This is a genomic window from Streptomyces plumbidurans, assembly GCF_019857225.1.
GTDB lineage: Bacteria > Actinomycetota > Actinomycetes > Streptomycetales > Streptomycetaceae > Streptomyces > Streptomyces plumbidurans.
In genome coordinates, this window is sequence record NZ_JAFJSY010000001.1 from 79,947 (window position 1) to 104,566 (window position 24,620).

Here is a 24,620-nt window from a genome sequence, read left to right on the forward strand (position 1 = left end):
CGGCACATGACGACCGCACAGACCGCCCCGACGCCGTCCATGCGGCTGAGGGAGCTCGCGTTCGCGGCGGCATGTGCCGCAGCGATCCGGGCAGCCGCCCGGCTGGGCGTACCCGACGCGCTCGGCGACAGCCCGATGACCGTGGAGGACCTCGCGGCCGCGGTGAAGGCCGAGGCCCGCCCGCTAAGGCGGCTGCTGCGCACCCTGTCCTGCTACGACATCTTCGCCGAGCTGCCGGACGGGACGTTCGCGCACACCGACGTCTCCAGGCTGCTGCGCGAGGACGCTCCGGACAGCCTGCGCGCCATCTCGCTGTGGTGCACCGAGCCATGGACGTGGGACGCCTGGCCGAGGCTCGACGAGGCGGTGCGCACCGGGCGCAACGTCATCGAGGACCTGTACGGCAAGGAGTTCTTCCCCTACCTCAACGAGGACGCCCCGGAGTCGGCCGACGTCTTCAACCGCGCCATGACGACCTCCAGCGTGCAGTCGGCGCGCGATGTCGCCGAGTTCCTCGATCTGTCGGGGAGTTCGTCGGTCGCCGACCTGGGCGGCGGTCAGGGTCACGTGGTGGCCAGCCTGCTGGAGAAGTACCCCTCGATGCGGGGCACGTTGATGGATCTGCCCCGGGTGGTGGAGAACGCGGTGCCCAGGCTGCGCCCCGGGGGCGACCTCGCCGAGCGGGCGCGCATCGTGCCCGGCGACGTCCGGGAGGCCGTGCCCGTCGAGGCGGATGTCTACGTCATCAAGAACATCCTGGAGTGGGACGACGAGAGCACCGCCCGTACGCTGCGCAACGTCCGTGCGGCGGGCGGCCCGGGCACCCGGGTCGTGGTCATCGAGAACCTCGTCGACGACACGCCCTCGATGCGGTTCAGCACCGCGATGGACCTGCTGCTGCTCCTGAACGTCGGCGGTGCCAAGCACACCACGCAGAGCATGGTCGACCGGCTGACCGAGGCGGGTCTGGTCATCGACGACATCCGGCCGGTCAATCCCTATCTGCACGCCTTCGACTGTCACGTGCCCGGCTGACGCGGCCGTTCACATCCGGACGCACCGGTGGCCGGGCCCGCGACGCTGCGGGTCCGGCCACCGGTGTGTCCGGCCGGTTCAGCGGGCCGGGTCGCGCTCCCAGAGGTAGAAGCGCTGCGCCATGGCGTCCTTCGGGGACCGCCAGGTGGCGGGGTCGTAGGCGCTGACGTAGGAGGACAGCCGTTCGCTGACGTCACGGAAGTCGGGGTGCTGCGTGACCTTGGCGATGGCGGGGCCGGGCTCGCGCTCGGACTCGATCAGATGCATGTAGACGTCGCCGAACTGGAAGAGGCTGCGCCGGACGACGCCGACGAGGTGCGGCAGCTCTCCCCGGTCGGACTCGGCGAACACCTTGGCGATGTCGGGAGCCGATCCGGGTGCCATGCGGGCGACGATGAGGGCTTGGTGCATGGGGGGGTGGTTCTCCGTCCGGCTCAGCCCGTCAGGCCCGGGGTGGCCCCGCGCTCGGCGGCCGCCTTCTCGATGCGGTCCCGGATCAGGGCCATCTGGACCTTGGAGTTCCGGTTGATGTTGTCGGTCATCCACGCGTCGTCGACCTGTGCGTCCGGCATCATCGCGAAGTCCTGCGTCCAGACCATGCGCGTGCCGCCGGGCACCTCCTCGTAGCTCCAGTGGATGTCCATGTGGTCGAAGGGACCCGTCTCGACCCGGCGGGCCTTGACGCTGAGCGACTCGCGGTCGGGCTCGCGCTGCGAGACCCAGCTCCACACGGTGCCGTTCTCGTCGGGGTGCATGGTCAGCCGGAAGGTGGTCCGGTTGCCCTCCCGCGAGATGACCTCGACGGAGGCGTACTCGCTGAACAGCTGCGGCCAGTTCTCCAGGTCGTTGGTCATGTCCCAGACCAGGTCCAGGGGTGCCGCGATGGTGATGTCGTTCTGTGTGTGTCCGGTCATCTCACGCTCCTGTCATGAGGGCACTGTTGACGAGTTCGAGGAACTGCCGGGGCGTCTTGGAGCGTTCGGCGTCGGGCGGCATCGGTGTGCCGTACCGGTTCTCCAGTTCGCCGACGATGCCGAGCAGTCCCAGCGAGTCGACGCCGAGGCTGTCGAAGCCCGGGTCGTTCGCGCGGAGTTCCGCCGGGGCGACGGTGACGCCGGCGGACTTCTTCATGAGTTCGGCCAGCTCTTCGACGGTGATGCGATCGGTCATGGCGTGTTCTCCTTCTCTGCTGCGCGGGTGCCTCGTCACGAGGCTCCGGTGGCGCGGCGTTGCAGCACGAGCGCCGAGTTCGACCCCATGAGTCCGCGGCTGAGGACCAGCGCCGTGCGCAGTTCGGCGGTGCGGGCCCTGCCAGTGACGAGGTCGAGGTCATGGCAGATGTCGAAGACGTTGGGGGTGGGTGGGATCACGCCGTGCTCCATGGCGAGCACGGCGGCCACGGCGTCGAGGACGGGGGCCGCTCCGTAGCCGCGGCCGATTCCGGTCTTGGGTGCCGTGACCGGAACGCGGGTGCCGAGCACGTCGGCGATCGCGAGGGCCTCGGCGGTGTCCGCCTCCGGGACGCCGAGGGCGTCGGCGAAGACCACGTCGATCTCCTCGGGGGCGCAGCCTGCCTCGTCCAGCGCGCCCCGCACGGCGTGGGCGAGGCCGTGCCGGGACTCCTCCCAGCGGGAGGCGCCGGTGAAGGTGGCCGCGTGTCCGGCGAGCACCGCCCGCACCTGCGCCCCGCGCTCCCGGGCCGTGTGCTCGTCCTCCACGACGAGCATGGCGCCGCCCTCGGCGGGCACGAATCCGCAGGCCGCCGAGGTGAAGGGGCGGTAGGCGCGGGTCGGGTCGCTCTCGGTGCTGAGCTCGTCGTAGCCGAGCTGGCAGACCATGGAGTAGGGGGCGAGCGGTGCCTCGGTCGAGCCGGCCACGATCACGTCGGTGCCGCGTCGCACGGCCCGCGCCGCGTGGGCGAGGGCGTCCAGGCCGCCGGCCTCGTCGCCGGCGACGACGGAGCAGGGCCCCTTGAAGCCGCGCCGGATGGATATCTGGCCGGTGCTGGCGGCATAGAACCAGGCGATGGACTGGTACGGCCCGACGTACCGGCTGCCCTTGCCCCACAGTTGCTGCAGTTCCCGCTGCCCGAACTCGCCGCCGCCGGAGCCGGCCGCGGTGACCACGCCCACCGAGAAGGGGGCGGCGTCGGTGACGGTCCGGCCGAGGCGGGCTTCCTCCAGGGCCAGGTCGGCGGCGGCCATGGCGAAGTGCGTGAAGCGGTCGGTCTGGACGAGGAAGCGTTCTTCCACCGCGGCCGACGGGTCGAAGTCGCGCACCTCGCCCGCCACGCGCAGCGGCAGGTGCTCGCAGCCCTCGCGGGTGACCCGGTCCAGGACGCCGATGCCCTCTCTGGTGGCCTTCCAGAAGGTGTCCGTACTGGCTCCGTTGGGCGCGATCACGCCCATGCCCGTGATGACCGCGCGGCGTGAATGGGGTCCGCTCATCGTGTCTTCTCCCTCGGCCGGGTCAGGACCACCGCGGACTGGAAGCCGCCGAACCCGCTGCCCACGGAGAGCACGCTGTCGAGTTTCCGGGCGCGTGCGGTGCGCGGGACGTAGTCCAGGTCGCACTCGGGGTCGGGGGTCTCGTAGTTGGCGGTCGGCGGAACGGTCTGGTGGGCCAGCGCCAGCACGCAGGCGACGAGTTCGATGGCGCCGATCGCGCCGAGCGAGTGGCCCACCATGGACTTGATGGAGCTCATCGGGGTGTCGTAGGCGTGCGGGCCCAGGGCCCGTTTCACGGCGGCGGTCTCGTGGCGGTCGTTCTGCTGGGTGCCCGAGCCGTGTGCGTTGACGTAATCGATGGCCGTGCCGTCGAGCCGGGCGTGGTCGAGGGCGGCCTCGATGGCCTTCGCCATCTCCAGGCCCTCACGGGTCAGCCCGGTCATGTGGTAGGCGTTGCCGAAGGTGGCGTAGCCGCCCAGTTCGCAGTACACCTGCGCGCCGCGGGCCCGGGCGTGTTCGAGCTCTTCCAGGACGAGTACGGCGCCGCCCTCGCCCATCACGAACCCGTCCCGGTCGGCGTCGAAGGGGCGCGAGGCGTGGGCCGGGTCGTCGTTGTTGGGGGACGTGGCCTTGATCGCGTCGAAGCAGGCCATGGTGATCGGGGAGATCGGCGAGTCCGACGCCCCTGCTATGCAGATGTCGGCCCGGCCCTCCTGCACGGTGTGAAAGGCGTACCCGACCGCGTCGAGGCCCGAGGTGCAGCCCGTCGAGACGGTCTGCACCGGGCCGCGTGCCCGGAACCGCTCCGCGACCGTCGAGGCGAGGGTGCTGGGCGCGAACGCCCGGTGCAGATGCGGCTCGGCCCGGTCGGGGTCGACGTCCCAGCGCTCACCGTCGTGGCTGACGAGGACGTAGTCGTGCTCGAGGCGTGTGGTGCCGCCGACCGCGGTGCCCAGGGAGACCCCGACGCGCCACGGGTTCTCCCGCTCCATGTCGAGCCCGGCGTCGCGTACCGCCTCCGCGCCGGCCACCAGGGCGAACTGTATGTACCGGTCGCACCGTGCGATCTGCTCGGCGTCCAGGCCCCCCGCCGCCGGGTCGAAGTCGCACTCGGCGGCGATCCGCGACCGCAGCCCCGCCGGATCGAAGAACGTGATGCCCCGCGTCGCGGTGCGTCCGGCGGCCAGGAGGTCCCAGAACGCCGGTACGCCGATGCCGCCCGGTGCGACGATGCCTATGCCGGTGACGGCCACCCGTCGGCTCATGAACCGACCTCGGCGACGGGCTCGGTCTCCTCGGTGTCGACGTGACCGAGCTGCGGGCTCGGTGCGAGCGGGCCGAGGTGGAAGACGATGCGGGCCTCCACGTTGCCGACGTTGCGGAAGCGGTGGCGCATGTGGGCGGGGATCATCAGCCCCTGCTCGGGCCGCAGCGGTTGGGGGACGCCGTCCAGGTCGACCTCCAGCTCCCCGCACACGACGTACACGAACTCCTCGGAGTACGGGTGGTAGTGCTCGGCGATGCGGTCGCCGGGCTGCACGATGGCGACGCCCATGAATCCGCTGGTGGAGCCGACGGTGGTGGGGGTGAGCATGGCGCGCAGGTCGCCGCCGCGCCGGCGGTTGGGCGCGACCTCGCTGAGATCCACGATTCTGGGACGGGATGTGATCACGACGTTCCTCCGTTCAGGTCCTGCATCGACGTGGGGGTCTGCCCGCCACGGCCCGGTGGGACTTCAGGCCTCGGGCGAGCGGCGGTCGGTGACGAGATCCATGCGGGCGAGCTTCACGAAGCGCGCCAGCTCGGCGTCCCTGGGCGCGGACGCCTCGGCGGGGAACTCGGTGAGCTCGACGGCCTGCGCGGGGTCCGCGAGGCCGAGGATCAGCGCCGGGTCGGCGGCGTCGAGTCCGCCGCTGACCTCGACCAGCCGTACGACGACGTCGTCGCGCTGGAAGATGGTGCTGCGCACGACCGGGCTGCGCAGGTCGTCGGCGGCCGCCTCGTCCTGACGGGCCAGCAGTTCCGCCAGGCGCATACCGCGGCCGGGCCGGGCCGGGTAGGACAGGGCGTACCGCTCCGCGTGGCCCGCCTGCCGCTCGGCCGTCACATGGTGCACGGCGGGCAGCGCGGCCCGGGTGAAGAAGACCCGGGCGGACTCGGGGTCGTTGAGGTCCCGGTCCTGCTCCAGATAGGGGTTGACGGCCTCCTCGACGGCGCGGATCTCGGGCTGGCGGGAGACATGGCGCAGCGCGGCGAGCAGGTCGCCCCGTACCTCGATGGCCCGCACCACCCGGTTGCCGTGCATGAACAGGGAGGTGCGGCACAGCCGGGTGGTCTCGTCGACCTTCGGCTCGGGCGAGGCGTAGTCGGCGAGGATCTTCGCGACCTTCTCCTCGCTGCCCGGCTTGACGGTGAAGGTGAGGGCGTGCCGGATCAGGCCGTCGCCGATCCTGGGCGCCGACTGCAGGCGGCGCTCGGCGGACTGGGTGCCGGCCGCCGGACCGCCGGTCTCGCGCACGACGTGGAAGCGCAGCGACCGGGTGTCACGGACGCAGCTGTGCAGCGGCTCCACCATCCGTACGTGTTCCTCGCTGTTGACCCAGGCGAGGAACGGCGGGGCGCTCTCCCACTCGCTGGTGATCAGCCACTGGGAGGGGTTCTCGATGGACTGGCACAGCTGGTCGCTGACGTGTCCGGGGACGGAGGCGACCTGGTTGCACAGGAGTTCGTACGCCTCCAGGAACTGCTGCTGGGCGCCGTCGTAGACGTCCACCAGGAGGACGACCCGGAGTCTGGAGCCGTCGAACACGGACTGGGAGACTCGGGGCGACACCTGTCGCGAGGGCGAACCGGTTGCACGTTCCGACGTGGTGGTCATCCTGCGCACATCTCCTTCAAGGGCGGAAGTGGTCCTTCGGCCGCGGTGATGCGGCGTCGGCGTTCCTCGATCGTGTGCCTGTGCCCGGAAGCCCGCGACTCGTATGAACTACGCGGGTGATCTCTCAGACGAGACGGGCGAAGACCACGAGGTTGTCGGTGTAGTCGTGGACCGAGCGGTCGTAGTCACCCGCGCAGGTGATGAGGCGTGCCTCGGCGCGCGGGGTGTCGTCGTAGACGCGGTCGCTGGGGAAGTCGGACTTCTCGTAGGTCTGCGCGTCGTAGACCTGGAAGGTCGCCGTGCTCCCGTCGGCCCGGTCGACGTAGAAGAGGTCGCCCTTCTCCAGTTCGCCGAGGTTGGCGAAGACGGCCGCGGACGTCTTGGTGTCGACGTGCCCGGCGATGACCGCGGTGCCCGTCTCCCCGGGCGAGGCGCCCTTGGCGTGCCAGCCGACGAGGTTGGTGTTCGCGGCGGGAGGCGGTTCCAGCTGCCCGGTGGGGCCGATGTAGAGGTCGGTGAAGGGTGCGTCGACCCAGATCTTGGGGATGCGCAGGCGCACCGGCTCGGAGCGGCGCAGATGCTTGCCCACCGGCCGGTCCTCGGAGGAGTCCGGGGCGGCGTCGTGGGACGGTGACGCGACCGGCCGGGGGGCCGCGGCGGCGGGGCGCGGGGCGGTCGAACGGCCGGAGGCGTCGTTCGCGGAGTTGTGGCCGCTGATCAGGCTCGCGACCAGGAGCAGACCGGCGGCGGCGCACATCATCATCGCCCCCGAGCGGGACGATCCCGGCCCGCCGGGGCCCGGCTCGTCGTCGGTGGGTGAAGAGGGGGGAGCTGCCATCGGAGAACCACCTCAATCGGACACGGCAGCGGGGTGGAGCGGGTGCGGGGACAGCGGGCCGGGCCGCCACTCGGGGCACAAGTGGCGGCCACGGCTTCGCTATCGCATCCGGCACGGGTCGTCAGGCCGGGTTTCCGGCCGGCCTCTTGCGGCGCACCGCGTACAGGCCGGTGGCGGCAACGGCCAGCACGGCCAGACCGCCGGCGGTCGTGGTGGGGGTGGCGAGCGCTCCGCCACCGGTGTGCATTCCGCCGCTGGGCTTCTCGTGCCCGCCGCCCCAGGAGTCGTTGCCGCCGCCGTCGCGGTCGCCCCAGTCGCTCTTGCCGCCGTTGTCCTTGTAGGTGTCGGGGTCCGTCTTCGGGTCCCGCGAGCTGCCCCAGTCGTCGTGGTCGTTCACCGCGGTCAGCGCACCGCCACCGGTGTGCATGCCGCCGTGCGGTGATTCGTGCGTGCCTTGCTCCTTGCCGTGCGAGGATCCGTCGCTGTACGAAGAGTCGTCGTGATCCCAGTTGCCTCCGGCGGCGTACGCGCCGGGGGCGCCGAAGGCCAGGGCGGCGGAGGCCGCCGCTGTGGCCAGGATCAAGCGGGCAGAGCGCATCTGATGGTCCTTCCGTCACGGCCCGGCAGCTGGGACTTGGTCAGCTGACTTGACCGGGCCCCGACGTGATCCACCGTCAGTCACTCGGGTCCGGGCCACCAGTCGGGACGATCAGCCGGGTGAAGCGGCCCGGCTTCACCCGTGACTGCGCTCATCGAGTGATCAATCCCGTGCCAGCGCCTTGGCGAGGACCTCGTGCAGCACGGTTTCGGCGTCCGCGACGGGGCCGGCCGACCGCCAGGCGACGAACCCGTCCGGCCGAACGAGGACGGCGCCCCCGCGGGTGACGCCGTGGGCCTGCGCCCAGTCCGCGTCGCCGTCGGTGACCAGGTCCGCTCCGGTTCCGGTGCCCACCCGGTAGGAGGTGAGCGGGACCGGGATCCGCTGGGCCAGCCGGACGGCGGCGCGGTGCCAGCCGCTGGGGTCGCCGGCGTCGGACAGCAGGACCGGCGTGCGCTCGTACAGGTCGAGGGTGGAGACCCTCTCCTCCTCGCGCCGCACCCACAAGTGCGGGGCCCGGCTGCCGGGCTCGCCGGACAGGTCGAGGTTTTCCGGTACGACGGCTGCCGCCGGGTCGGCGCCGACGACGGCGCCCTGCGGATAGCGGTAGCCGAGGGCGACGTTGAGGATGCCGCGCTGGGGGCCGCCGCCGGCGCCGGGCGGCGGGGTGAATCCGGGATGGCTGTGCTCGGCCGAGCGGACGGCGGCGCGGGCGCTGGTGGCCTCCGCGACCGGGCGGCGCTCCGCGTCGTAGCTGTCGAGGAGCCCCTCCCCCGCCCAGCGGCCGAGGACGGCGGCCAGTTTCCAGGCGAGGTTGTGCGCGTCCTGGATGCCGGTGTTGGAGCCGAAGGCCCCGGTGGGCGACATCTCGTGGGCCGAGTCGCCGGCCAGGAAGACCCGTCCGGAGCGGTAGCGCTCGGCGACGCGCTGCGCGGCGTGCCAGGGGGCGCGGCCGGTGATCTCCACGTCGAGGTCCGCGACTCCGACGGCACGACGGATGTGCTCGATGCACCGCTCGTCGGTGAACTCCTCGAGGGTTTCGCCGTGTTCGGGGTGCCAGGGGGCGTGGAAGACCCAGTTCTCGCGGTTGTCCACGGGCAGCAGCGCACCGTCGGCGTCCGGGTTCGTCAGATAGCAGACGATGAAGCGGCGCTCGCCCACGACGTCGGCGAGGGCGCGGGAGCGGAAGGTGACGCTGACGTTGTGGAACAGGTCGCCGGGGCCGCTCCGGCCGATGCCGAGCTGTTCGCGGACGGGGCTGCGGGGGCCGTCGGCGGCGACGAGGTAGTCGGCGCGGACGGTGGTGTGCTCGCCGGTCTCCCGGCTCTTGACGACGGCGGTGACGCCCGTGGGGTCGCTGTCGAACGACATCATCTCGGTGTTGAAGCGCAGCTCGCCGCAGAGCCGCGCGGCCTGGTCGAGGAGGACCGGCTCCAGGTCGTTCTGGCTGCACAGGCACCAGCCGCTGGGGCTGAAGCGGGCGAGTCCGCCGCCGGGGTCGATCTCCTTGAAGAGCCATTCACCGGCGTCGCCGACCAGGGTGGGCGTCTGCAGGATGCCGTGGTTGTCGGCCAGGGTGGCGGCGGCCCGTCGGATGCCCTGCTCGACGCCGGCCACCCGGAACAGCTCCATCGTGCGGACGTTGTTGCCGCGGCCGCGCGGATGGATGGAGGTGCCGGCGTGCCGCTCCACCAGCAGATGGCGCACGCCCAGGCGGCCCAGGAACAGCGACGTCGACAGGCCGACCAGGGAGCCGCCGACGATGAGCACCGGGACCCTGAGGGTGCCGTGGTCGGCCTGATCGGCTCGTTGCTTCATGACGCTCGCCTTCCGCTCGTCGTCCGCGCGCCCGTTTCATGCGCTCGTCCGGATCGGTCCGGGTTCTCATGCATGCCCCGGCAAGCTGACGACACCTCAGACTTCACCCGGCTGGCACCCGGTGGGCGGTGCGGGGCGGGGAGCTGACGGGGTGTGAGTACGGCGGGGGGCTACAAGGCAAGCAGCGACACTCCGTGCCGACGATCGGTGCGGGCGCCGCGCGCGGGGCGTTCGGGTCGCGCGAAGGTCGGCGATTCTTCACCCAACGCACGCAACGTGCCCTTGAGTTCGGCGCTCGACGGTGTGAGATTACGAATGACCAACGCTCGGCACGCAGGTAAACGGGACGGACCACGGGGGACTGATGGCCGATTGCCCGAGCACGCGCATCGGAGTCGCCGGATACGGCTACTGGGGGACCAAACATGTCCGGGTACTGACAAGTCTGGCCGGTGTCCAGGTCACCGTGATCGAGCCCGACGAGGAGCGCAGACGCCGGGCACGGGCCGACCATCCCGAAGTGGGCGTCGTACGGGACCTGGACGACATGCTCGACGGACTCGACGGACTCGTGGTGGTCACCCCGCCCGCGACCCATGCCCGGCTCGCCATCAAGGCGCTCGGCGCCAAAGTGCCCACTCTGGTCGAGAAGCCGCTGGTGCTGCTGGAACAGGACGGCGTCGCGGTCGTGGAGGCCGCGCGGGCGGCCGGCGTGCAGCTGATGGTGGGTCATGTCTTCGCGTACGACGCCGCCGTCCGCAAACTCCGGGACGTCATCGCCTCCGGTGAGCTCGGCCGGGTGCTGCACATCGACTGCGCCAGGCTGAACCTCGGGCGCTACCGGCAGGACTGCGACGTCGTCTGGGATCTGGCGCCCCATGACATCTCGATCGTCGCCCACCTGCTCGGCGAGCTGCCCGCGACGGTCTCGGCCTGGACCCACCGGGCGGCGGTGCGGGCCGCGCACGCCGATGTGGCCCACCTCCGGCTGGACTTCGCGGAAGCGGGTGTTTCCGCCTTCGTGCACGTCAGCTGGCTGGCCCCGGAGAAGGTCCGGCGCATCACCGTCGTGGGCGAGAGGAAGACCGCCGTCTACGACGACCTCGCCGGGGACCAGCGTCTGAGGATCCACGACGTCGGTGTGGACCTGTCCGACCATGACGCGGCGACGGACTCCGGCTCCCCGGTGGTGCACCGCTGCGGTGACATCGTTTCCCCACCTGTTCCCGGCGCCGAACCGCTGATGGTGCAGGACGCCCATTTCGTCGACTGCGTGCGCGCCGGTACGCCGCCCGCGACGCCCGGCGAGCAGGGCCTCGCCGTCGTCCGGGTCCTGGCCGCCGCGGACCGGGCGGCGAGCACGGGAGCGCCGGCCACCGTGGCGCGGCGCCACACGGCGGCCGGTGCGGGATGGGGCCGGACCTCCGTCGAGGTGGCCTCGTGACCGGGGCACCTGCACCTCTCCTCCTGCGTCGTGCCGCCCGGCCGGCCGGAAGGGGGTGAGTGTGATGTCCGAGTCCGCCGAACCGGCCGACACGGCCCCGCCCGCGGAGGCCCGCGCTCGCCCGTCCGGATCCCGCGTCGGCCGTCTGCTGCCCGCGGGGCGCAGGGCCCGCGCGGTGCTGGTGGCCGTGCTGACCGTCGTGGTCACGGCCGGCATCGGGCTGGGCGTGGCGTTCGCCTTTCCGACGCAGTACGCGGCACGGGCCCAGCTGGTCTATCTGCTCGGGGACGAGCAGCCCACCGGATTCCTGCGCGAGGACCGCAACCTCTCGACGCAGGTGCAGCTGCTGCGGAGCAGGGCCGTCCTCGAACCGGTCGCCCGCAAGCACGGTCTGACGGACAAGGACCTCGGCCGCAAGCTGCACATCGATCTGGTCTCGGGCACCGAGGTGATGAACCTGCGGCTCGACGACCCCTCGCGCAGGGCCGGGCGGGCGGTGCTGCAGGAGGTTCTCGACCAGTACATGACCGTGGCCGACCATGTCGCGCCGTCGACCCTGCGGTCGTATCTGGACAAGCAGCTCGCGGACGTGCGCGGCCAGATGCGCAAGCCGGGCCTGTCCGGCTCCGAGCGCCAGACGCTGCTGGGCAGGGAGATGACGCTGCTCGACCGGCTCGACAGCGTCAACCTGGCCGGTGCGCAGGTGAAGGTGGTCGTGCCGCCGTACTCGGATCCCGACGCGGTCAGTCCCAGGCCGCTGTTCGGGCTGGTCACCGGGGCGCTCGTCGGGGTGCTGACCGTGGGCTGCGTGACGCTGTGGCAGGCGCGCCGATGGGCACGGGAGTGAGGACGCCATGAGCCGGTCCGGGACGCCCCGTCCTCGCGCGGTCGGCCGGCGCGCGCCGCGCGTCCTGATGTACCACTTCTTCGGCGACGTGCCCGCCGGGGCGGATCCGGCCGGGCTGTTCGTCCGCCCGGAGGCGCTGGCCGAGCAGTTGCGATGGTTGCGGGGGCACGGCTGGCGGGCGCTGACGCTGGACGAGTATCTCGCCGCACTCGACGGCGCTTTGACGCCGCGGCGCTCGTATCTGCTCACGATCGACGACGCACACGAGTCGGTCCTGAGGATAGCCGCGCCGCTCCTGGCCGCGGCGGGCGTCCCGGCGGTCCTGTACGTCCCCGCGGGACTCCTCGGCGGCCGGGTGACCTGGTCGTCCCACGCCGTCTACGGCTCCGAGCGGCTGCTCGATGCCCAGCAGGTGCGCGAACTGGCCCGGGCGGGCGTCGAGATCGGTGTGCACGGGCACGACCACACCCGACTGCGGGGGCTGAGCGCGGCGGACCTGGCGCCGCATGTCACGGGGGCCCGCGACCTGCTGGCCACGGTCACCGGCGGTGCACCGAGAACGTTCGCCTACCCGTACGGGACCTGGGACGAGGCCTCCCGGCGGGCGGTGGCCGAGGCGGGCTATCTGGCGGCTTTCGCGGTCGCCCGCCGGGGCGGCCGGTTCGCGGTGGACCGGATCGGCGTCTCGGGCACGGACTCGCTACTCGTGTTCCGGTTCAAACTCTCCCTGTCCTACCGGCTGTTGTCCCGCGCGGCGGGGCGGGCCTGGCGGCTGCGGCATGCCGTCCGCCGGGTGGTCGCGCGAGGGGGGACGTGAGGTGTGCCGGCGGGGGCACGGCGGACGGCGGCCAAGCCCTGAGGTCCGCCGCGGCGCCCGCCGAGGACGGCACGGCCCGCCGTTCGCTCGTCGTGTCCGGCTGGACGCTGGCCAGCCGGGTCGGGGGGCTGGTACGTGTGCTCGTCCTGGGCGCCACCCTCGGGCCCACCCTGCTCGCCAACGGGGTCCAGACCGCGCTGGTCGTGCCCAACCTGGTGTTCACGGTCGTCGCGGGCTCGCTGGTGATGATGACCGTCATCCCCGTCCTGGTACGGGTCGGGGCGGACGCGGGACAAGTCCGTGCCGTCGAGGTCCTGGGGCGCATCAGCGCTCGTCTGCTGCTCGCCGCCGCCTTCTGCGCGCTCGCCCTGGCCTGTGCATCGCCCCTGGTCGCGAGGCTGCTCAGCCTGGGTGTCCACGGCCAGCGGGCGGCACAGGTCCATCGGTCGCTGACGCTGCTGGTGATCCTGGTCGCCCCGCAGATCGTGCTCTATGTGGTGGCCGCGCTGGGCGTCGCGGCGCAACAGGCACGGGGCCGTTTCGCGCTCGCGGCGGCCGCTCCGGCCGTGGAGAACGCCGTTGTCGTCGCCGGTGTGCTGCTGGCGGACGGGTGGTTCGGGCCGGTGCGGCAGCTGCAGAGCGCGCCGGTCGGCTTCGTCGTGGTGGTCGGGACCGGGTCCACGGCAGCTGTCGCCGCCCATGCCGCGATCCAGGTGACCGGTGCCGCGCGGGCGGGGCTGCGGGTGCGGCCGAGGCCGGGTCTGAAGGGGGACGTGGACGCGCTGGCGGCCGCCCGGCGGCTGCGCCGCTCGGTCGGTGTGGCCGCGTTTCCGTCCACCGGGCTGGGCGCGATGCTCCTCGCGGCGACCACGGTGCCGGGCGGGGTGCTGCTCATGCAGGTGGCCTACCAGCTGTTCGCCGCGCTGTCCTATCTCGGGCCGCGCGCGGTCTCGATGGTCGTGCTGCCGCTGCTGTCCGCCGTCGCCGGCCGGTCGAGCAGGCGGGGGTTCGCGGCGGCCTGGCACTCGGCCCTGTTCCACACGGTGGCGGCGGCCCTGCCCGCGCTGGTCCTGCTGGCGGTCTTCGCGCGGCCGACCGCCGGCCTGCTGTTCTGGTTCGAAGGCGAACAGGGGCTGCTGCTCGGCCGGTTCGCGGGCTGTCTGCTGATCGTGGCGGTCGCCCAGCTGGTGGGCGGGCTGCACGACGTGGGACGGCAGGCGCTGTTCGCGCGGCTGGAGCACAGGGTTCCGGCGCGGGCGAGCGCCTGCGCGCTGGTGGCCGTCCTGGTCATGTGCGCGGTGTCTCCGGCGGTCGACGGCGCCCACCGTCCGCTCCTGCTCACCGGCGCCGTACTGCTGTCGGAGGGCACGGCGGCCGCGGTCGTGCTGGCGCGACTGCGTACGGCGCTGAGCCCCGAACCGCTGCTCGGCGCACCCCTGGTGTGGGCCGCTGCGGTCGGCGCGGTCACGCTGGTTCCGCTCGCTCTGGCCGGCCGGTGGGTGCTCGCCGCCGTCGACCCCGCCCCGGCGGGGACGCTCGGGATGCTGTTGGTCATCGGGCCGGTCGCCCTGGTCGCGTATGCCGCCGTGATGCGGCTCGTGATGCCGCGGATCGGGGTGGGGACGCAATGAGCGGCGTCGAGGCGAACCGGGCCGCCGGGCCCGCACGTCTGCGCCGGGCGGTTCTGGTGCCGGGTGCCGCGTCGGTCGCGTTCGGGGTGAGCCTGGTCGCGTCCGCGGCGGACCCGGTGCTGGGCTGGACGGTGCTGGGCGCTCTCGCGCTGTGCGCCCTGATCGCCGTCGTGGCCTGGCGTCCGGCCGTCGGCACGTATGTGTATGTGTCGACGGTGTGTCTCGTCGCCGGCATCGACCGCAACACGCTCATTCCGCTGCTGCGTCCCAATGAGGCGCTGCTGTCGATCGTCCTGGTCGGCGCCTCGGTCGGCGGCTGGTACCGGTTTCTCGGCGGGGCGCGTTCCCCGATGTCCTTCACCCGGGTCGATCTGGCCCTCGCCGGGTTTCTGCTGTTCTCCACGGTGTGGCCGGTGACGTCCGTACTGGTGCGGGGTGCGTGGCCGACCTCCCTCGACGTGGCCTCGCTGCTGCCGGTGTGCAAGCTGGTCGCGCTCTATCTCCTGGTCCGGCACACGGTGTTGACGGAGCATCAGTGTGCCCTGTTGGTACGGCTGATGGTCCGGTCGGGGGCCGTCGTCGCGCTGATCGCCCTGCTGCAGACCCTGCATGTGGGCCCGGTGATCGGTGTGCTGCACCGGTTCTACGCACCCGACGAGTCCGCGGGCGAGGTCGGCGACCGGGGCGGTGCCACGCTGGGCTCTCCGCTGTCGACCGGTGATGTCGTGGTGATCGCGCTGGTGCTGCTGCTCTGCTGTCACCGGCGGGCGCTGTTCGGCCGCAAGGAGAGCCTGGTGCTGGGCATCGTGCTGTGCGCCGGTGTGCCCGCGGCCGGGGAGTTCTCCACCTGGATCGCCGCGGTCGTGGCGCTCGGCCTGCTGCTGTGGCGGATGCCGGAGCTGCGCCGGCCGGCGCTGCGGGCGACGCCTCTGGTGGCGGTGGCCGCGGTGGTCGGGGCTCCCGCGTTCCTGCGCCGGGTGGGCGAGTTCTCCGGCTCGGGGGTGCCCGAGAGCTGGCTGGGGCGGTGGGACAACCTGTCGAACTTCTTCCTACCGCGCTTCGACCTCACGCACATCGTCCTGGGAGTGGCGCCGAACCCGGTGCTCAACGCCCCGGAGACCTGGCGCGAGGTGATCTATCTGGAGTCCGGCTATCTGTACTTCCTGTGGATCGGCGGCATACCGCTGCTCGTCGCCTTCATCTGGCTCTCCGTCGAGGTGCTGCGGGCGGTGCGCCGCGACCGCCTCGTACCGGGTGTCGGGGGCGGGTGCGCGTCCGCGCTGGAGATCCTGTGGTGGGTGCTGCTCGTCCTCACGGTCCTCGATCCGCATCTGACGGTGCGCGGCACCGGAGATCTCCTCTTCCCGCTGCTCGCTCTCGTGATGGGACGCTCACGTGACCGACAACCCGCTTGAGGACGGCGCCGTGCGACGGGCGCGCGGGCCCGCGCGTGCGGCGCACCGGGCGCTGGACCTCGTGCTGACCACGGTCCTGCTGGTGGTGCTGGCCGTTCCCATGCTTGCGATCGCGGCGGCGGTACGGATCGGCAGCCCCGGGCCCGCGCTGTTCCGCCAGCCGCGGGTGGGCCGGTTCGGCGAGCCGTTCGTCATGTACAAGTTCCGCTCCATGCGCGTGGGCGCGCGTGAGCAGGGTGAACGGGAGCAGATCGCGGGCGAGTTGAGCGGCGAGCGGCTGCCCGAGCGCGGCAGCTTCAAGCCGGACCGCGATGTGCGGGTGACGCGCCTGGGGGCTGTGCTGCGCAGGACCAGCCTCGACGAGCTGCCGCAGCTGCTCAATGTGCTGCGCGGGGACATGGCCCTGGTGGGTCCGCGTCCCTGTCTGCTCTGGGAGGCGGAGATGTTCCCGCCCGAGTTTCGGCCGCGGTTCAGCGTTCCGCCCGGGATCACCGGCCTGTGGCAGGTCAGCGGCCGCAGCAGGCTGAGCACCCTGGACATGCTCCGCCTCGACGTCGCCTACGTGCAGAGCCGGTCCCTGCGCACGGATCTGAGCATTCTGCTGCGCACCGGTCCCGCGCTGCTGAGGGGGGACGGCGCCCGATGACGACTCTTTTCGTGGCGACGACGGGCGGACATCTGGCCCAGCTCGCCGAACTCGCGGACCGGCTGCCGGTGGACGGGGCGGCGGTCTGGGTCACGCACGACAACGAGCAGAGCAGGTCGCTGCTGTCCGGCCGCGACGTCATGTATGTGCCGTACATGGGGCCGCGGAGCGTCTCGGGCGTCGTCCGCACCCTGCCCCGGGCCGTCCGGCTGCACGCCGGACGCCGTATCACCCGTGCCTATTCGACCGGGTCGGGGCTGGCCCTGGCGTATCTGCCGTATCTGGCGGCGCGGGGTGTGCGGTGCCACTACATCGAGAGCGCGGCACGGGTCGTGGGTCCCTCGCTGACCGGCCGGGTTCTGCACCGGGTGCCCGGAGTGCGCACCTACACCCAGTATCCGCAGTGGAGCGACGGCAGTTGGCGCTACGGGGGCAGCGTCCTCGACAGCTACCGTGCCGTACCGGCCGCGGGCGGTACGGGAGATCCGCTGCGGGTGGTGGTGACCGTGGGCACCGCCACGGAGTATCCCTTCCGTCGGCTGTTCACGCGTCTGTGGCAACTGCTCGCGCCGGGAGGCCCGTTGGAGCGGCGGACGGGCCGGGTGGTCGAGGTGCTGTGGCAGACCGGTGGTACCCCGGTGGCCGAACTGCCTCTGCGGGCCACTCCGTTCCTGCCCGCACGCGAACTGATCCGCGCCGTCTCGCGGGCCGACGTCGTGGTCAGTCACGCCGGTGCCGGTTCGGCGCTCGCCGTTCTCGGGGCAGGGCGCTTCCCGGTGCTCGTCCCGCGCACCCGGCGCCACGGGGAGGCCGTCGACGACCATCAGGCGCAGCTCGCCGAGGAGTTGGTCCGCCGCGGCCTCGCCCTGCACGCCGACGCCGACGACCTGACGGTCGAGCAGCTGCTCGCCTCGGCCACGAAGCGGGTGGTGAGGGACAAGGAGGCGCCCGCTTTCGCACTCGCCTGACCTCACATCACCGGACGACGAAATGGGGGACCGGACAGATGAGCAGCGCATCCGCCCACGACCGCACGACCGTCCACGACATCGTGCCGGTCGACCCGCGCACCGACGCCCGCTGGCTGCGGCTGGCCGCATCGCAGGCGGGCAGCGTGTTCACCTCGCCGCCGTGGCTCAGCGCGGTGTGCGGAACGTACGGCTTCACTCCCGAGGCGCGCATCGCCGTGGACGGAGCGGGGGCGCCGGTGGCGGGCTTTGCCTGGGCCGTCGTGGACGACCTCCGTGGCAGGCGGGCGGTCAGCCTGCCGTTCAGCGATCGCGCCGAGCCGCTGTGCGACTCCGGCGACCTGTGGCGAAGGCTCGCGCGTGACTGCCTCGGCTCGGTTGTGCCGTTCAGCGTGCGGTGTTTCGACGGCTCGCCGGTGTCGCGCGATCCGGGCATGGTCCGGGTCGGGGAGGCCGCATGGCACGGGACTCCGCTCTCCGGTCCCCTGGACGCCGTGTCGGACCGCTTCTCGCGCGGCGTCCGTCGCAACATCCGGCTGGGGCGGCGCCGGGGTGTACGGGTGCTGGCGAGTACCGAACGGTGGGCCGTGCACGCCTTCCACCGGCTCCATGTGGGCCTGCGCAAGCGGAAGTACCGCATGCTGGCCCAGCCGCTCGGCTTCCTGGACCGCGTGTGGGAGGAGTTCGCCCCGGGCGACGGTGTGGTGACGTTCCTGGCGTACGTCGACGACGAGATCGTGGCCGGAGCCGTCTATCTGGTCTGGAACGACGTCCTCTACTACAAGTACTCCGCCTCGGACATGGACAGGCTGACCGTCCGGCCGAACGAGGCCATCGCCTGGTCCGCGATCCAGTGGGCGGTGCAGCGGCACCTGACCCTTCTGGACTGGGGCCTGTCCGACCTGGACCAACCCGGGCTGGTCGCCTACAAGCGCCGCTGGGGCTGCGTGGAGAGGCGCATCGGGACCTGGCAGGCGCGCCCGGCGCACGGCACGGACGCCGGGACGGGCCGGCTGCTGCGGGACCTCACGGACCTGCTGACCGAGGACACGGTGCCCGACGACATCACGGCCAGAGCGGGCGCACTGCTCTACCGCTACTTCTGCTGAGCCGGCGTCAGGGGAGCATCCATGCACAGCGCACACGGCCGCAGGGTCGCGGTCCTGGGGCAGGGCTACGTGGGACTGCCTCTGACCATGCGAGCGGTCCAAGCCGGTTTCGACGTCGTGGGATTCGACGTCGACAAGGCCCGGGTCGACCTGCTGGCACGCGGCGAGTCGTTCATCGAGGACATCGGCCCCGCCTCCGTCGCCGGGGCGTTGGCCACGGGCCGCTACCGGCCCACCTGCGACCCCGCGCACCTCCGCGGCTTCGACGTCGCCGTGGTGTGCGTACCGACGCCCCTGCGGGACGGGGCACCCGACCTCACCCATGTCGAGCAGGCGGCACGCACCTTGTCCGGGCACCTGCGCCCCGGCGCTCTGGTGGTCCTGGAGTCCACGACGTATCCCGGAACCACCGAGGAGGTGTTCCGGCCCCTGCTGGAGGGCGGTGGCGCGCTGAGGGCGGGCCGCGACTTCCGGCTGGGATACAGCCCCGAACGCATCGACCCCGGCAACCCGTCCTGGCACCTGGCCAACACGCCGAAGATCGTGTCAGGTGTGGACGAGGACTCGCTGCGTGCGGTCGGTGAGTTCTACGGCGCTCTTGTGGACGTGGTGGTCCCGGTGCCGGGGCCGCGCGAGGCCGAGTTGGCGAAACTGCTGGAGAACACCTTCCGGCACGTCAACGTCGCTCTGGTCAACGAACTCGCGATGTACTGCCGGGCGGCCGGGGTCGACGTCTGGTCGGTGCTCGACGCGGCCGGCACCAAGCCCTTCGGGTTCATGCGCTTCACCCCGGGCCCCGGTGTCGGCGGTCACTGCCTGCCCATCGACCCGTCCTATCTGTCCTGGCAGGCACGGCGGTCGCTGGGTTCCGGCTTCCGGTTCGTCGAACTCGCCAATGACGTCAACGACCGTATGCCCGACTACGTCGTCTCCCGGGCGACCCAGTGTCTCAACCGCCGGCGCAAGGCGGTCAACGGCAGCTCGGTGCTTCTTCTCGGGCTGACGTACAAGCCCAACTCCCGTGACGCCCGCAAGTCCCCGGCACTCGCGGTCGCCCGTCAACTCGCCTCGCTGGGCGCGGAGTTGAGGGCAGTCGATCCGCTGATCGCCCCTGCCGACGTGCCCGAGGGCATCACGATGGTGCCCTGCGACGACGCTCAACTCGCCTCGGCGGACCTGGTGGTCGTCCTGACCGACCACGACGCCATCGACTGGAGGGTGGTCGAGCGGCACGCGGGGCGGGTCCTCGACACCCGCAACCGGCTGCGAGCCGCCTCCGCCGAGGGGTTGTGAACCATGCCGGACGGGCGAGGTGAGGTGTCGGTGACCGTGTCGTCGCGGCCGCCCCCGGAGGTCCTCGCGGACTGGGACCGGCTGGTCGACGGGACGCGGGGCGGCGATGTCGCCCAGCTGTCGGCGTGGGCCGCGGTGCGGCGGGAGGCCGGATACACGCCCCGGTATGTGCTGGCCCGGCACGCCGGACGGCTCGTCGGCGGTGCGCTCGTGCTGCAGCGCGCACTGCCACTGCTGGGGACGGTGGGCTACGTCTCCCACGGCCCGCTGATCGCACCCGGCCCGGCGCAGATCGCCGCCGTAGAGGCCGTCGGCGACGAGCTCACCAGGCTCGGCCATGGGCTCGCAGGCCTGTTCGTGCAGCCGCCGTACGGCGCGGACGACGTCGCCGCGCACCTGCTGGGGCGGGGGTTCAGGCCGTCCACGGCAGGGGTGAGCCCCGCCGCCTCGGTCCGGGTCGATCTGACGGGCGACCTGAAGGACGTCCTCGCCCGGATCCGGCCGAGCAACCGCCGCAGCATCCGCGGTGCGGCGCGCCGCGGCATCACCGTCCGCGCGGGCGGCGAGGACGACCTCCCGCTCGCCGCCGGGCTGCTGGCCGAGTCGGCGGCACACCATCGCTTCGAGCCGTTGTCACTGGGCTATCTCCGCGTGCTGTACCGGGAGTTGGCCCGCGACGGGCATGTGCGGATGTTCGTGGCGGAGCTGAAGGGCGTTCCCGCCGCCATGATCCTGTGCACCGGCTGCGCGGGAACGCTCACCGGCCGCCTGGTCGGGATGCGCGGGGACGCCGAGGTGCGCCGGGCCGATGTCGTACGGCAGGCCGACTGGCACGCCATCGTCTGGGCCAAGCGCCACGGTTACCGGGACTTCGACTTCGGGGGCCTTCCCGCCGACCTGGTCGATCCGATCCGCCGGGGCGCGGACGACCTCGCGGCACGACTCACCGGACCCGCGAGGTACAAACTGTCCTTCGGCGGTGAGCCGTTCCGCTATCCGCAGGCGGTCGAGCTGATCTCCTCACGTCTGCTGCGGAACGCATACGACTGGTTGCGCGGCTCCGGCTCCGGCGGTCGGCTGCTCGTGAACGCGGCACGGCGGCTGATGCGTGGTGGCGCGGAGCGGCGCACCGCGCCGAAGGTTTTCGGCAGTTCTCGATCGCAGCACGGGCAGAGGGGTTAGCCGTTGCACCGACCGTACGCAGTCATGAGATGCGCCCTGCCCGCCCTGGCCGCGGCGCTGCTGATGTCGTGCGCGCCCCCGGCCGCGAAGATGCCGGACACGCCGGGGCCGTCCGCCTCGCCGTCGCTCGCGCATCGGATGCTGCGGGTCTATCTGACCGGCTACGCCTATCACGACAACTCCCCCGCCCGGTCGTCGACCATCTGCTGCCCGGTCCTGCACAAGTCGGCCGGGGGGAACGGCACTTACGACGACCCGATCACGGCGGCGGTCCCGGGCAGCGGCGCCACGATGGAGTGGCCGCCCGGAACCCGGTTCTATCTGCCGGGCATCCGGCGGTACGTGATCGTCGAGGACAGCGGTGCCGGCAGGACACCGGCCGGGGTCGAGGGTCATCTCGATGTGTGGGTCGGCGGCAAGGGCGCGCCGGCGGACGAGGTCGACGCGGAGATGGACCGGATCACCGGCGATGTCACGGCCGAACTCAGCCCACCGCGTGGACGGCCCGTGATCAAGGGGCCGTTGTTCGCTCCGTAGGGATCAGGCCGTGTCGGCCTTCGCCGTGCTCGGTGCCTGTGTGCCCGTGCTGCCGAAGCGGATGCCCTTGGCCTCCTTGCCGACCGCGCTGAGCACGATCACCAACGCGAAGGCGGGCACCACGGTCCAGGTCATCGCCGCCGGGTAGCCGTGGTGGTCGGCGATGGCTTCCTGGATGGGCAGGTTGAGGGCGGCGATCAGGTTGCCGAGCTGGTAGGTGACGCCCGGGTAGAAGCCGCGGATCGCGTCCGGGCTCATCTCCGTCAGAGGTGCGGGGATGACGCCCCAGGCTCCCTGGACGCACACCTGCATCAGGAAGGAGGACAGCATCAGCCAGCCCACCATCGAGGACAGGGTGAAGAAGGGCACGATCACCAGGCCGCCGACCGCGGCGATCATGATCGTACGGCGGCGTCCCAGCTGTTCGGACAGGGCGCCGAGCAGGGCGCCGCCGATGATGGCACCGATGTTGTAGACCACCGCGATGGCGATGGAGGTGTCCGGGGACAGTCCCAGGCCCTTCTTGACGAAGGTCGGGTAGACGTCCTGGGTGCCGTGGGACATCCAGTTGAAGGCGGTCATGAGCGCCACGAGGTAGACGAAGCGCTTGAGCACCGCCGGGTTCTTGAAGACCTGGTAGGCGGGGGTGCGGTTGGCCTTGACGGTCTTCTCCCACACCTCGCTCTCCTCGACCCGGGTTCGCACCCACAGGGCGACCAGGGCGGGGATCAGGCTGAAGGCGAACAGTCCGCGCCAGCCGAAGGCGGGCTCGATGCCGAAGAAGGCCACGGCGGCGAGCAGATAGCCCAGCGAGTAGCCGCTCTGCAGCAGGCCGGACCAGAAGCCGCGCCGCTCGGCCGGGATCTTCTCCATGGCGAGCGCCGCGCCCAGGCCCCATTCGCCGCCCATGCCGATGCCGTAGAGCAGGCGCAGCACCAGCAGCACCGTGTAGTTGGGGGCGAAGGCGCAGGCGAAGCCGACGATGGAGTAGAAGATCACGTCGACCATGAGCGGGACGCGGCGGCCCTTGCGGTCCGCCCACATGCCGAAGAGCAGGGCACCGACCGGCCGCATCACGAGCGTCGCGGTGGTCAGGAAGGCCATGTCGGTCAGGGAGACGTCGAAGTCGTCGGCGATCTCGCTGTAGACGAGGACGACGAGGAAGTAGTCGAAGGCGTCCATCGCCCAGCCCAGATAGGCGGCGAAGAAGGCGTTGCGCTGGTCCTTGGTGAGACCTGTTGCCTGTTCACGGACGGTTTTCAGCATGCACGCCCTCCCACGGCTTCGAAGATCACGCTAGGGGCGGGCCGAGCGGCCGACAATGCAAAGACCGGCAAAGTGCACACCACAATTGTCTAAAACCGGCACCCAGTTGGCGCAGGCACCTCCCACCCCCTTGCGCGCGGAGCGCTGTCGTCCGATTGCGCAAGGTGAAGCACATCACGTTGGCCCGCACTCTCCCCGCGGGTAGGTTCCAGCGATCAAAGCAGAAGGACGTCGTACGACTTTCGCGAGCGCCAGTCCTCCTGGGACCTTCCTCTGACGAGAGATACGGACATGTCGGCTGATGCATCCTCGCACCACCCTCCGCAGCTCATCGGCGTGGTCGCCGAGTCGGCCTCCGGGGAGACGCGCGTCGCGGCGACCCCCGCGACGGTGCGGCTGCTGCTGAAGCTCGGCTACGAAGCCGTCGTCGAGACCGGCGCCGGTGAGGCCTCGGGCTTCGACGACCAGGCGTACGTCGAGGCCGGCGCCCGGATCGGCGATGCCTGGGACGCGGATGTCGTTCTGAAGGTGAACGCCCCCACCGGCTCCGAGATCACCCGGCTGCGGGAGGGCGCGACCGTCGCCGGCCTCCTCGCACCCGCGCAGAATCCCGAACTGCTGCAGGAGCTGTCGCGGGCCGGGGTGACCGCGTTGGCGCTGGACGCGGTGCCGCGCATCTCGCGGGCCCAGTCGATGGATGTGCTGTCCTCGATGGCGAACATCGCCGGGTACCGGGCGGTCATCGAGGCCGCGCATGTCTTCGGCAGGTTCTTCACCGGCCAGGTCACCGCGGCCGGCAAGGTCCCCCCGGCCAAGGTCCTCGTCGCCGGCGCGGGCGTCGCCGGGCTCGCGGCGATCGGCGCCGCGTCCTCCCTCGGCGCCGTCGTGCGCGCCACCGACCCGCGCCCCGAGGTCGCCGACCAGGTGAGGTCGCTGGGCGGCGAGTACCTGCCGGTGGACGTAGTTCAGGAGGCGAGCACCGACGGCTACGCCAAGGCGACCTCCGCCGACTACGACCGCGCCGCCGCCGAGCTCTACCACGAGCAGGCCCAGGACGTGGACATCGTCGTCACCACGGCGCTGATCCCGGGCCGGCCGGCGCCGCGGCTGCTGACGGCCGCCGACGTGGCGGCGATGAAACCGGGCAGCGTCATCGTCGACATGGCCGCCGCGATGGGCGGCAATGTGGAGGGCACGGTGGCGGGCCGCACGGTGGTCACCGGCAACGGCGTGACCATCATCGGCTACACCGACCTCGCCTCCCGGCTGCCCGCCCAGGCCTCGCAGCTCTTCGGCACCAACCTGGCGAACCTGGTCAAGCTGCTCACCCCCGGCAAGGACGGCAGGCTGACCGTCGATTTCGACGACGTCGTGCAGCGGGCCGTCACCGTGGTGCGCGGCGGCGAGATCACCTGGCCGCCACCGCCCGTCCCGGTCTCGGCCGCGCCCGTCGCGCAGACGGCGGAGGCGGCACCCGTGGAGACCGAGCCCGAGCGGCCGAGGCTCACGCCCGCGCTCCGCTTCGGCCTGATCGGGCTGGGGATGCTCGCGATGTTCCTGCTTGTCGCGTTCGCTCCGGCCCAACTCGCCGAGGACTTCACGGTGTTCGCGCTGGCGGTGGTGATCGGCTACTACGTCATCGGAAAGGTGCACCACGCGCTGCACACGCCGTTGATGTCGGTGACCAACGCGATCTCCGGAATCGTCGTGATCGGCGCCCTGCTGCAGATCGGGCACGAGAACAACCTCGTCACCGCACTGTCCTGCGTGGCGATCCTGCTGACGAGCGTCAACGTCTTCGGAGGTTTCGCCGTCACCCGCCGCATGCTGTCCATGTTCTCGAAAGGCTGA

At 71.8% G+C, this 24,620-nt stretch carries 24 protein-coding genes; 13 read left to right on the plus strand and 11 right to left on the minus strand.

What is annotated here, in order from left to right:
* Positions 1 to 6 precede the first annotated feature (6 nt).
* Positions 7 to 1,035: a methyltransferase gene (locus tag JYK17_RS00340; RefSeq protein ID WP_108009519.1), complete on the plus strand. Its 1,029-nt coding sequence runs from the start codon at positions 7 to 9 to the stop codon at positions 1,033 to 1,035.
* Between the two features lie 78 nt (positions 1,036 to 1,113).
* Here JYK17_RS00340 and JYK17_RS00345 read toward each other — a convergent pair whose 3' ends face one another.
* The 10 genes from JYK17_RS00345 to JYK17_RS00390 form a co-directional block, all read right to left on the minus strand.
* Entirely contained in the window at positions 1,114 to 1,446 is a 333-nt protein-coding gene (locus JYK17_RS00345) for a TcmI family type II polyketide cyclase (protein WP_108009521.1), read from the minus strand.
* Between the two features lie 23 nt (positions 1,447 to 1,469).
* Complete coding sequence (locus JYK17_RS00350) at positions 1,470 to 1,949, minus strand: SRPBCC family protein (RefSeq protein WP_222809521.1); 480 nt, start codon at positions 1,947 to 1,949, stop codon at positions 1,470 to 1,472.
* Between the two features lies 1 nt (position 1,950).
* Positions 1,951 to 2,205, minus strand: a complete 255-nt coding sequence (locus JYK17_RS00355) for an acyl carrier protein (protein WP_108009525.1) — start codon at positions 2,203 to 2,205, stop codon at positions 1,951 to 1,953.
* Positions 2,206 to 2,240: 35 nt separating this feature from the next.
* Complete coding sequence (locus JYK17_RS00360; protein WP_108009527.1) at positions 2,241 to 3,482, minus strand: ketosynthase chain-length factor; 1,242 nt, start codon at positions 3,480 to 3,482, stop codon at positions 2,241 to 2,243.
* Complete coding sequence (locus JYK17_RS00365) at positions 3,479 to 4,747, minus strand: beta-ketoacyl-[acyl-carrier-protein] synthase family protein (protein ID WP_222809522.1); 1,269 nt, start codon at positions 4,745 to 4,747, stop codon at positions 3,479 to 3,481. Before JYK17_RS00365 ends, JYK17_RS00360 begins: the two co-directional genes overlap by 4 nt.
* Positions 4,744 to 5,154 (minus strand): cupin domain-containing protein, encoded by a 411-nt coding sequence (locus JYK17_RS00370; RefSeq protein ID WP_234547434.1) that lies wholly within the window; start codon positions 5,152 to 5,154, stop codon positions 4,744 to 4,746. The genes JYK17_RS00365 and JYK17_RS00370 overlap by 4 nt, the downstream gene beginning before the upstream one ends.
* Positions 5,155 to 5,217: 63 nt before the next feature.
* Positions 5,218 to 6,360 carry a SchA/CurD-like domain-containing protein gene (locus tag JYK17_RS00375; protein WP_222809523.1) on the minus strand — a complete coding sequence of 381 codons (1,143 nt, stop codon included), beginning with the start codon at positions 6,358 to 6,360 and terminating at the stop codon, positions 5,218 to 5,220.
* Positions 6,361 to 6,484: 124 nt separating this feature from the next.
* Positions 6,485 to 7,198 carry a class F sortase gene (locus tag JYK17_RS00380; protein WP_222809524.1) on the minus strand — a complete coding sequence of 238 codons (714 nt, stop codon included), beginning with the start codon at positions 7,196 to 7,198 and terminating at the stop codon, positions 6,485 to 6,487.
* Between the two features lie 121 nt (positions 7,199 to 7,319).
* Positions 7,320 to 7,796 (minus strand): hypothetical protein, encoded by a 477-nt coding sequence (locus JYK17_RS00385; RefSeq protein ID WP_108009537.1) that lies wholly within the window; start codon positions 7,794 to 7,796, stop codon positions 7,320 to 7,322.
* A gap of 162 nt (positions 7,797 to 7,958) precedes the next feature.
* On the minus strand, positions 7,959 to 9,614 hold the full coding sequence (locus JYK17_RS00390) for an FAD-dependent oxidoreductase (RefSeq protein ID WP_108009539.1): 1,656 nt from the start codon (positions 9,612 to 9,614) through the stop codon (positions 7,959 to 7,961).
* A 364-nt stretch (positions 9,615 to 9,978) separates the two neighbouring features.
* Between JYK17_RS00390 and JYK17_RS00395 the strand changes: the two genes are divergently transcribed.
* From JYK17_RS00395 to JYK17_RS00445, 11 genes are all read left to right on the plus strand, one after another.
* The gene (locus tag JYK17_RS00395; RefSeq protein ID WP_108009541.1) at positions 9,979 to 11,058 is read left to right on the plus strand and encodes a Gfo/Idh/MocA family protein; all 1,080 of its coding nucleotides are present in this window, start codon (positions 9,979 to 9,981) and stop codon (positions 11,056 to 11,058) included.
* Positions 11,059 to 11,122: 64 nt separating this feature from the next.
* Entirely contained in the window at positions 11,123 to 11,905 is a 783-nt protein-coding gene (locus tag JYK17_RS00400; protein WP_108009543.1) for a hypothetical protein, read from the plus strand.
* A gap of 7 nt (positions 11,906 to 11,912) precedes the next feature.
* Positions 11,913 to 12,722, plus strand: a complete 810-nt coding sequence (locus JYK17_RS00405; RefSeq protein ID WP_108009545.1) for a polysaccharide deacetylase family protein — start codon at positions 11,913 to 11,915, stop codon at positions 12,720 to 12,722.
* Positions 12,719 to 14,353: a lipid II flippase MurJ gene (locus JYK17_RS00410; protein ID WP_108009547.1), complete on the plus strand. Its 1,635-nt coding sequence runs from the start codon at positions 12,719 to 12,721 to the stop codon at positions 14,351 to 14,353. The genes JYK17_RS00405 and JYK17_RS00410 overlap by 4 nt, the downstream gene beginning before the upstream one ends.
* A complete protein-coding gene (locus tag JYK17_RS00415; protein WP_108009549.1) occupies positions 14,350 to 15,768 on the plus strand; it encodes a hypothetical protein in 1,419 nt (472 codons plus the stop codon). Before JYK17_RS00410 ends, JYK17_RS00415 begins: the two co-directional genes overlap by 4 nt.
* Positions 15,749 to 16,414, plus strand: a complete 666-nt coding sequence (locus JYK17_RS00420) for a sugar transferase (protein ID WP_108009551.1) — start codon at positions 15,749 to 15,751, stop codon at positions 16,412 to 16,414. The genes JYK17_RS00415 and JYK17_RS00420 overlap by 20 nt, the downstream gene beginning before the upstream one ends.
* Positions 16,411 to 17,382, plus strand: a complete 972-nt coding sequence (locus JYK17_RS00425) for a glycosyltransferase (RefSeq protein WP_108009553.1) — start codon at positions 16,411 to 16,413, stop codon at positions 17,380 to 17,382. Before JYK17_RS00420 ends, JYK17_RS00425 begins: the two co-directional genes overlap by 4 nt.
* A 38-nt stretch (positions 17,383 to 17,420) precedes the next feature.
* Positions 17,421 to 18,491, plus strand: a complete 1,071-nt coding sequence (locus tag JYK17_RS00430; protein WP_128803848.1) for a GNAT family N-acetyltransferase — start codon at positions 17,421 to 17,423, stop codon at positions 18,489 to 18,491.
* 21 nt (positions 18,492 to 18,512) lie between these two features.
* Entirely contained in the window at positions 18,513 to 19,784 is a 1,272-nt protein-coding gene (locus JYK17_RS00435) for a nucleotide sugar dehydrogenase (RefSeq protein WP_128803847.1), read from the plus strand.
* A gap of 3 nt (positions 19,785 to 19,787) precedes the next feature.
* Positions 19,788 to 20,966, plus strand: a complete 1,179-nt coding sequence (locus JYK17_RS00440; protein ID WP_108009559.1) for a lipid II:glycine glycyltransferase FemX — start codon at positions 19,788 to 19,790, stop codon at positions 20,964 to 20,966.
* A 24-nt stretch (positions 20,967 to 20,990) separates the two neighbouring features.
* On the plus strand, positions 20,991 to 21,503 hold the full coding sequence (locus JYK17_RS00445) for a hypothetical protein (RefSeq protein ID WP_108009561.1): 513 nt from the start codon (positions 20,991 to 20,993) through the stop codon (positions 21,501 to 21,503).
* A gap of 3 nt (positions 21,504 to 21,506) precedes the next feature.
* Here JYK17_RS00445 and JYK17_RS00450 read toward each other — a convergent pair whose 3' ends face one another.
* Positions 21,507 to 22,769, minus strand: a complete 1,263-nt coding sequence (locus JYK17_RS00450) for an MFS transporter (protein ID WP_222809525.1) — start codon at positions 22,767 to 22,769, stop codon at positions 21,507 to 21,509.
* 291 nt (positions 22,770 to 23,060) lie between these two features.
* Between JYK17_RS00450 and JYK17_RS00455 the strand changes: the two genes are divergently transcribed.
* Positions 23,061 to 24,620 (plus strand): Re/Si-specific NAD(P)(+) transhydrogenase subunit alpha, encoded by a 1,560-nt coding sequence (locus tag JYK17_RS00455; protein ID WP_222809526.1) that lies wholly within the window; start codon positions 23,061 to 23,063, stop codon positions 24,618 to 24,620.

What these genes read in the sequence shown, in the direction of transcription:
- JYK17_RS00440 (WP_108009559.1), top strand. Translation starts at nt 19,788, where the DNA reads ATGCCGGACGGGCGAGGTGAGGTGTCGGTGACCGTGTCGTCGCGGCCG.
- JYK17_RS00450 (WP_222809525.1), bottom strand. Translation starts at nt 22,769, where the DNA reads ATGCTGAAAACCGTCCGTGAACAGGCAACAGGTCTCACCAAGGACCAG.
- JYK17_RS00430 (WP_128803848.1), top strand. Translation starts at nt 17,421, where the DNA reads ATGAGCAGCGCATCCGCCCACGACCGCACGACCGTCCACGACATCGTG.
- JYK17_RS00390 (WP_108009539.1), bottom strand. Translation starts at nt 9,614, where the DNA reads ATGAAGCAACGAGCCGATCAGGCCGACCACGGCACCCTCAGGGTCCCG.
- JYK17_RS00365 (WP_222809522.1), bottom strand. Translation starts at nt 4,747, where the DNA reads ATGAGCCGACGGGTGGCCGTCACCGGCATAGGCATCGTCGCACCGGGC.
- JYK17_RS00380 (WP_222809524.1), bottom strand. Translation starts at nt 7,198, where the DNA reads ATGGCAGCTCCCCCCTCTTCACCCACCGACGACGAGCCGGGCCCCGGC.
- JYK17_RS00345 (WP_108009521.1), bottom strand. Translation starts at nt 1,446, where the DNA reads ATGCACCAAGCCCTCATCGTCGCCCGCATGGCACCCGGATCGGCTCCC.
- JYK17_RS00340 (WP_108009519.1), top strand. Translation starts at nt 7, where the DNA reads ATGACGACCGCACAGACCGCCCCGACGCCGTCCATGCGGCTGAGGGAG.
- JYK17_RS00445 (WP_108009561.1), top strand. Translation starts at nt 20,991, where the DNA reads ATGAGATGCGCCCTGCCCGCCCTGGCCGCGGCGCTGCTGATGTCGTGC.
- JYK17_RS00435 (WP_128803847.1), top strand. Translation starts at nt 18,513, where the DNA reads ATGCACAGCGCACACGGCCGCAGGGTCGCGGTCCTGGGGCAGGGCTAC.
- JYK17_RS00425 (WP_108009553.1), top strand. Translation starts at nt 16,411, where the DNA reads ATGACGACTCTTTTCGTGGCGACGACGGGCGGACATCTGGCCCAGCTC.
- JYK17_RS00355 (WP_108009525.1), bottom strand. Translation starts at nt 2,205, where the DNA reads ATGACCGATCGCATCACCGTCGAAGAGCTGGCCGAACTCATGAAGAAG.
- JYK17_RS00400 (WP_108009543.1), top strand. Translation starts at nt 11,123, where the DNA reads ATGTCCGAGTCCGCCGAACCGGCCGACACGGCCCCGCCCGCGGAGGCC.
- JYK17_RS00360 (WP_108009527.1), bottom strand. Translation starts at nt 3,482, where the DNA reads ATGAGCGGACCCCATTCACGCCGCGCGGTCATCACGGGCATGGGCGTG.
- JYK17_RS00350 (WP_222809521.1), bottom strand. Translation starts at nt 1,949, where the DNA reads ATGACCGGACACACACAGAACGACATCACCATCGCGGCACCCCTGGAC.
- JYK17_RS00415 (WP_108009549.1), top strand. Translation starts at nt 14,350, where the DNA reads ATGAGCGGCGTCGAGGCGAACCGGGCCGCCGGGCCCGCACGTCTGCGC.
- JYK17_RS00395 (WP_108009541.1), top strand. Translation starts at nt 9,979, where the DNA reads ATGGCCGATTGCCCGAGCACGCGCATCGGAGTCGCCGGATACGGCTAC.
- JYK17_RS00385 (WP_108009537.1), bottom strand. Translation starts at nt 7,796, where the DNA reads ATGCGCTCTGCCCGCTTGATCCTGGCCACAGCGGCGGCCTCCGCCGCC.
- JYK17_RS00405 (WP_108009545.1), top strand. Translation starts at nt 11,913, where the DNA reads ATGAGCCGGTCCGGGACGCCCCGTCCTCGCGCGGTCGGCCGGCGCGCG.
- JYK17_RS00455 (WP_222809526.1), top strand. Translation starts at nt 23,061, where the DNA reads ATGTCGGCTGATGCATCCTCGCACCACCCTCCGCAGCTCATCGGCGTG.
- JYK17_RS00375 (WP_222809523.1), bottom strand. Translation starts at nt 6,360, where the DNA reads ATGACCACCACGTCGGAACGTGCAACCGGTTCGCCCTCGCGACAGGTG.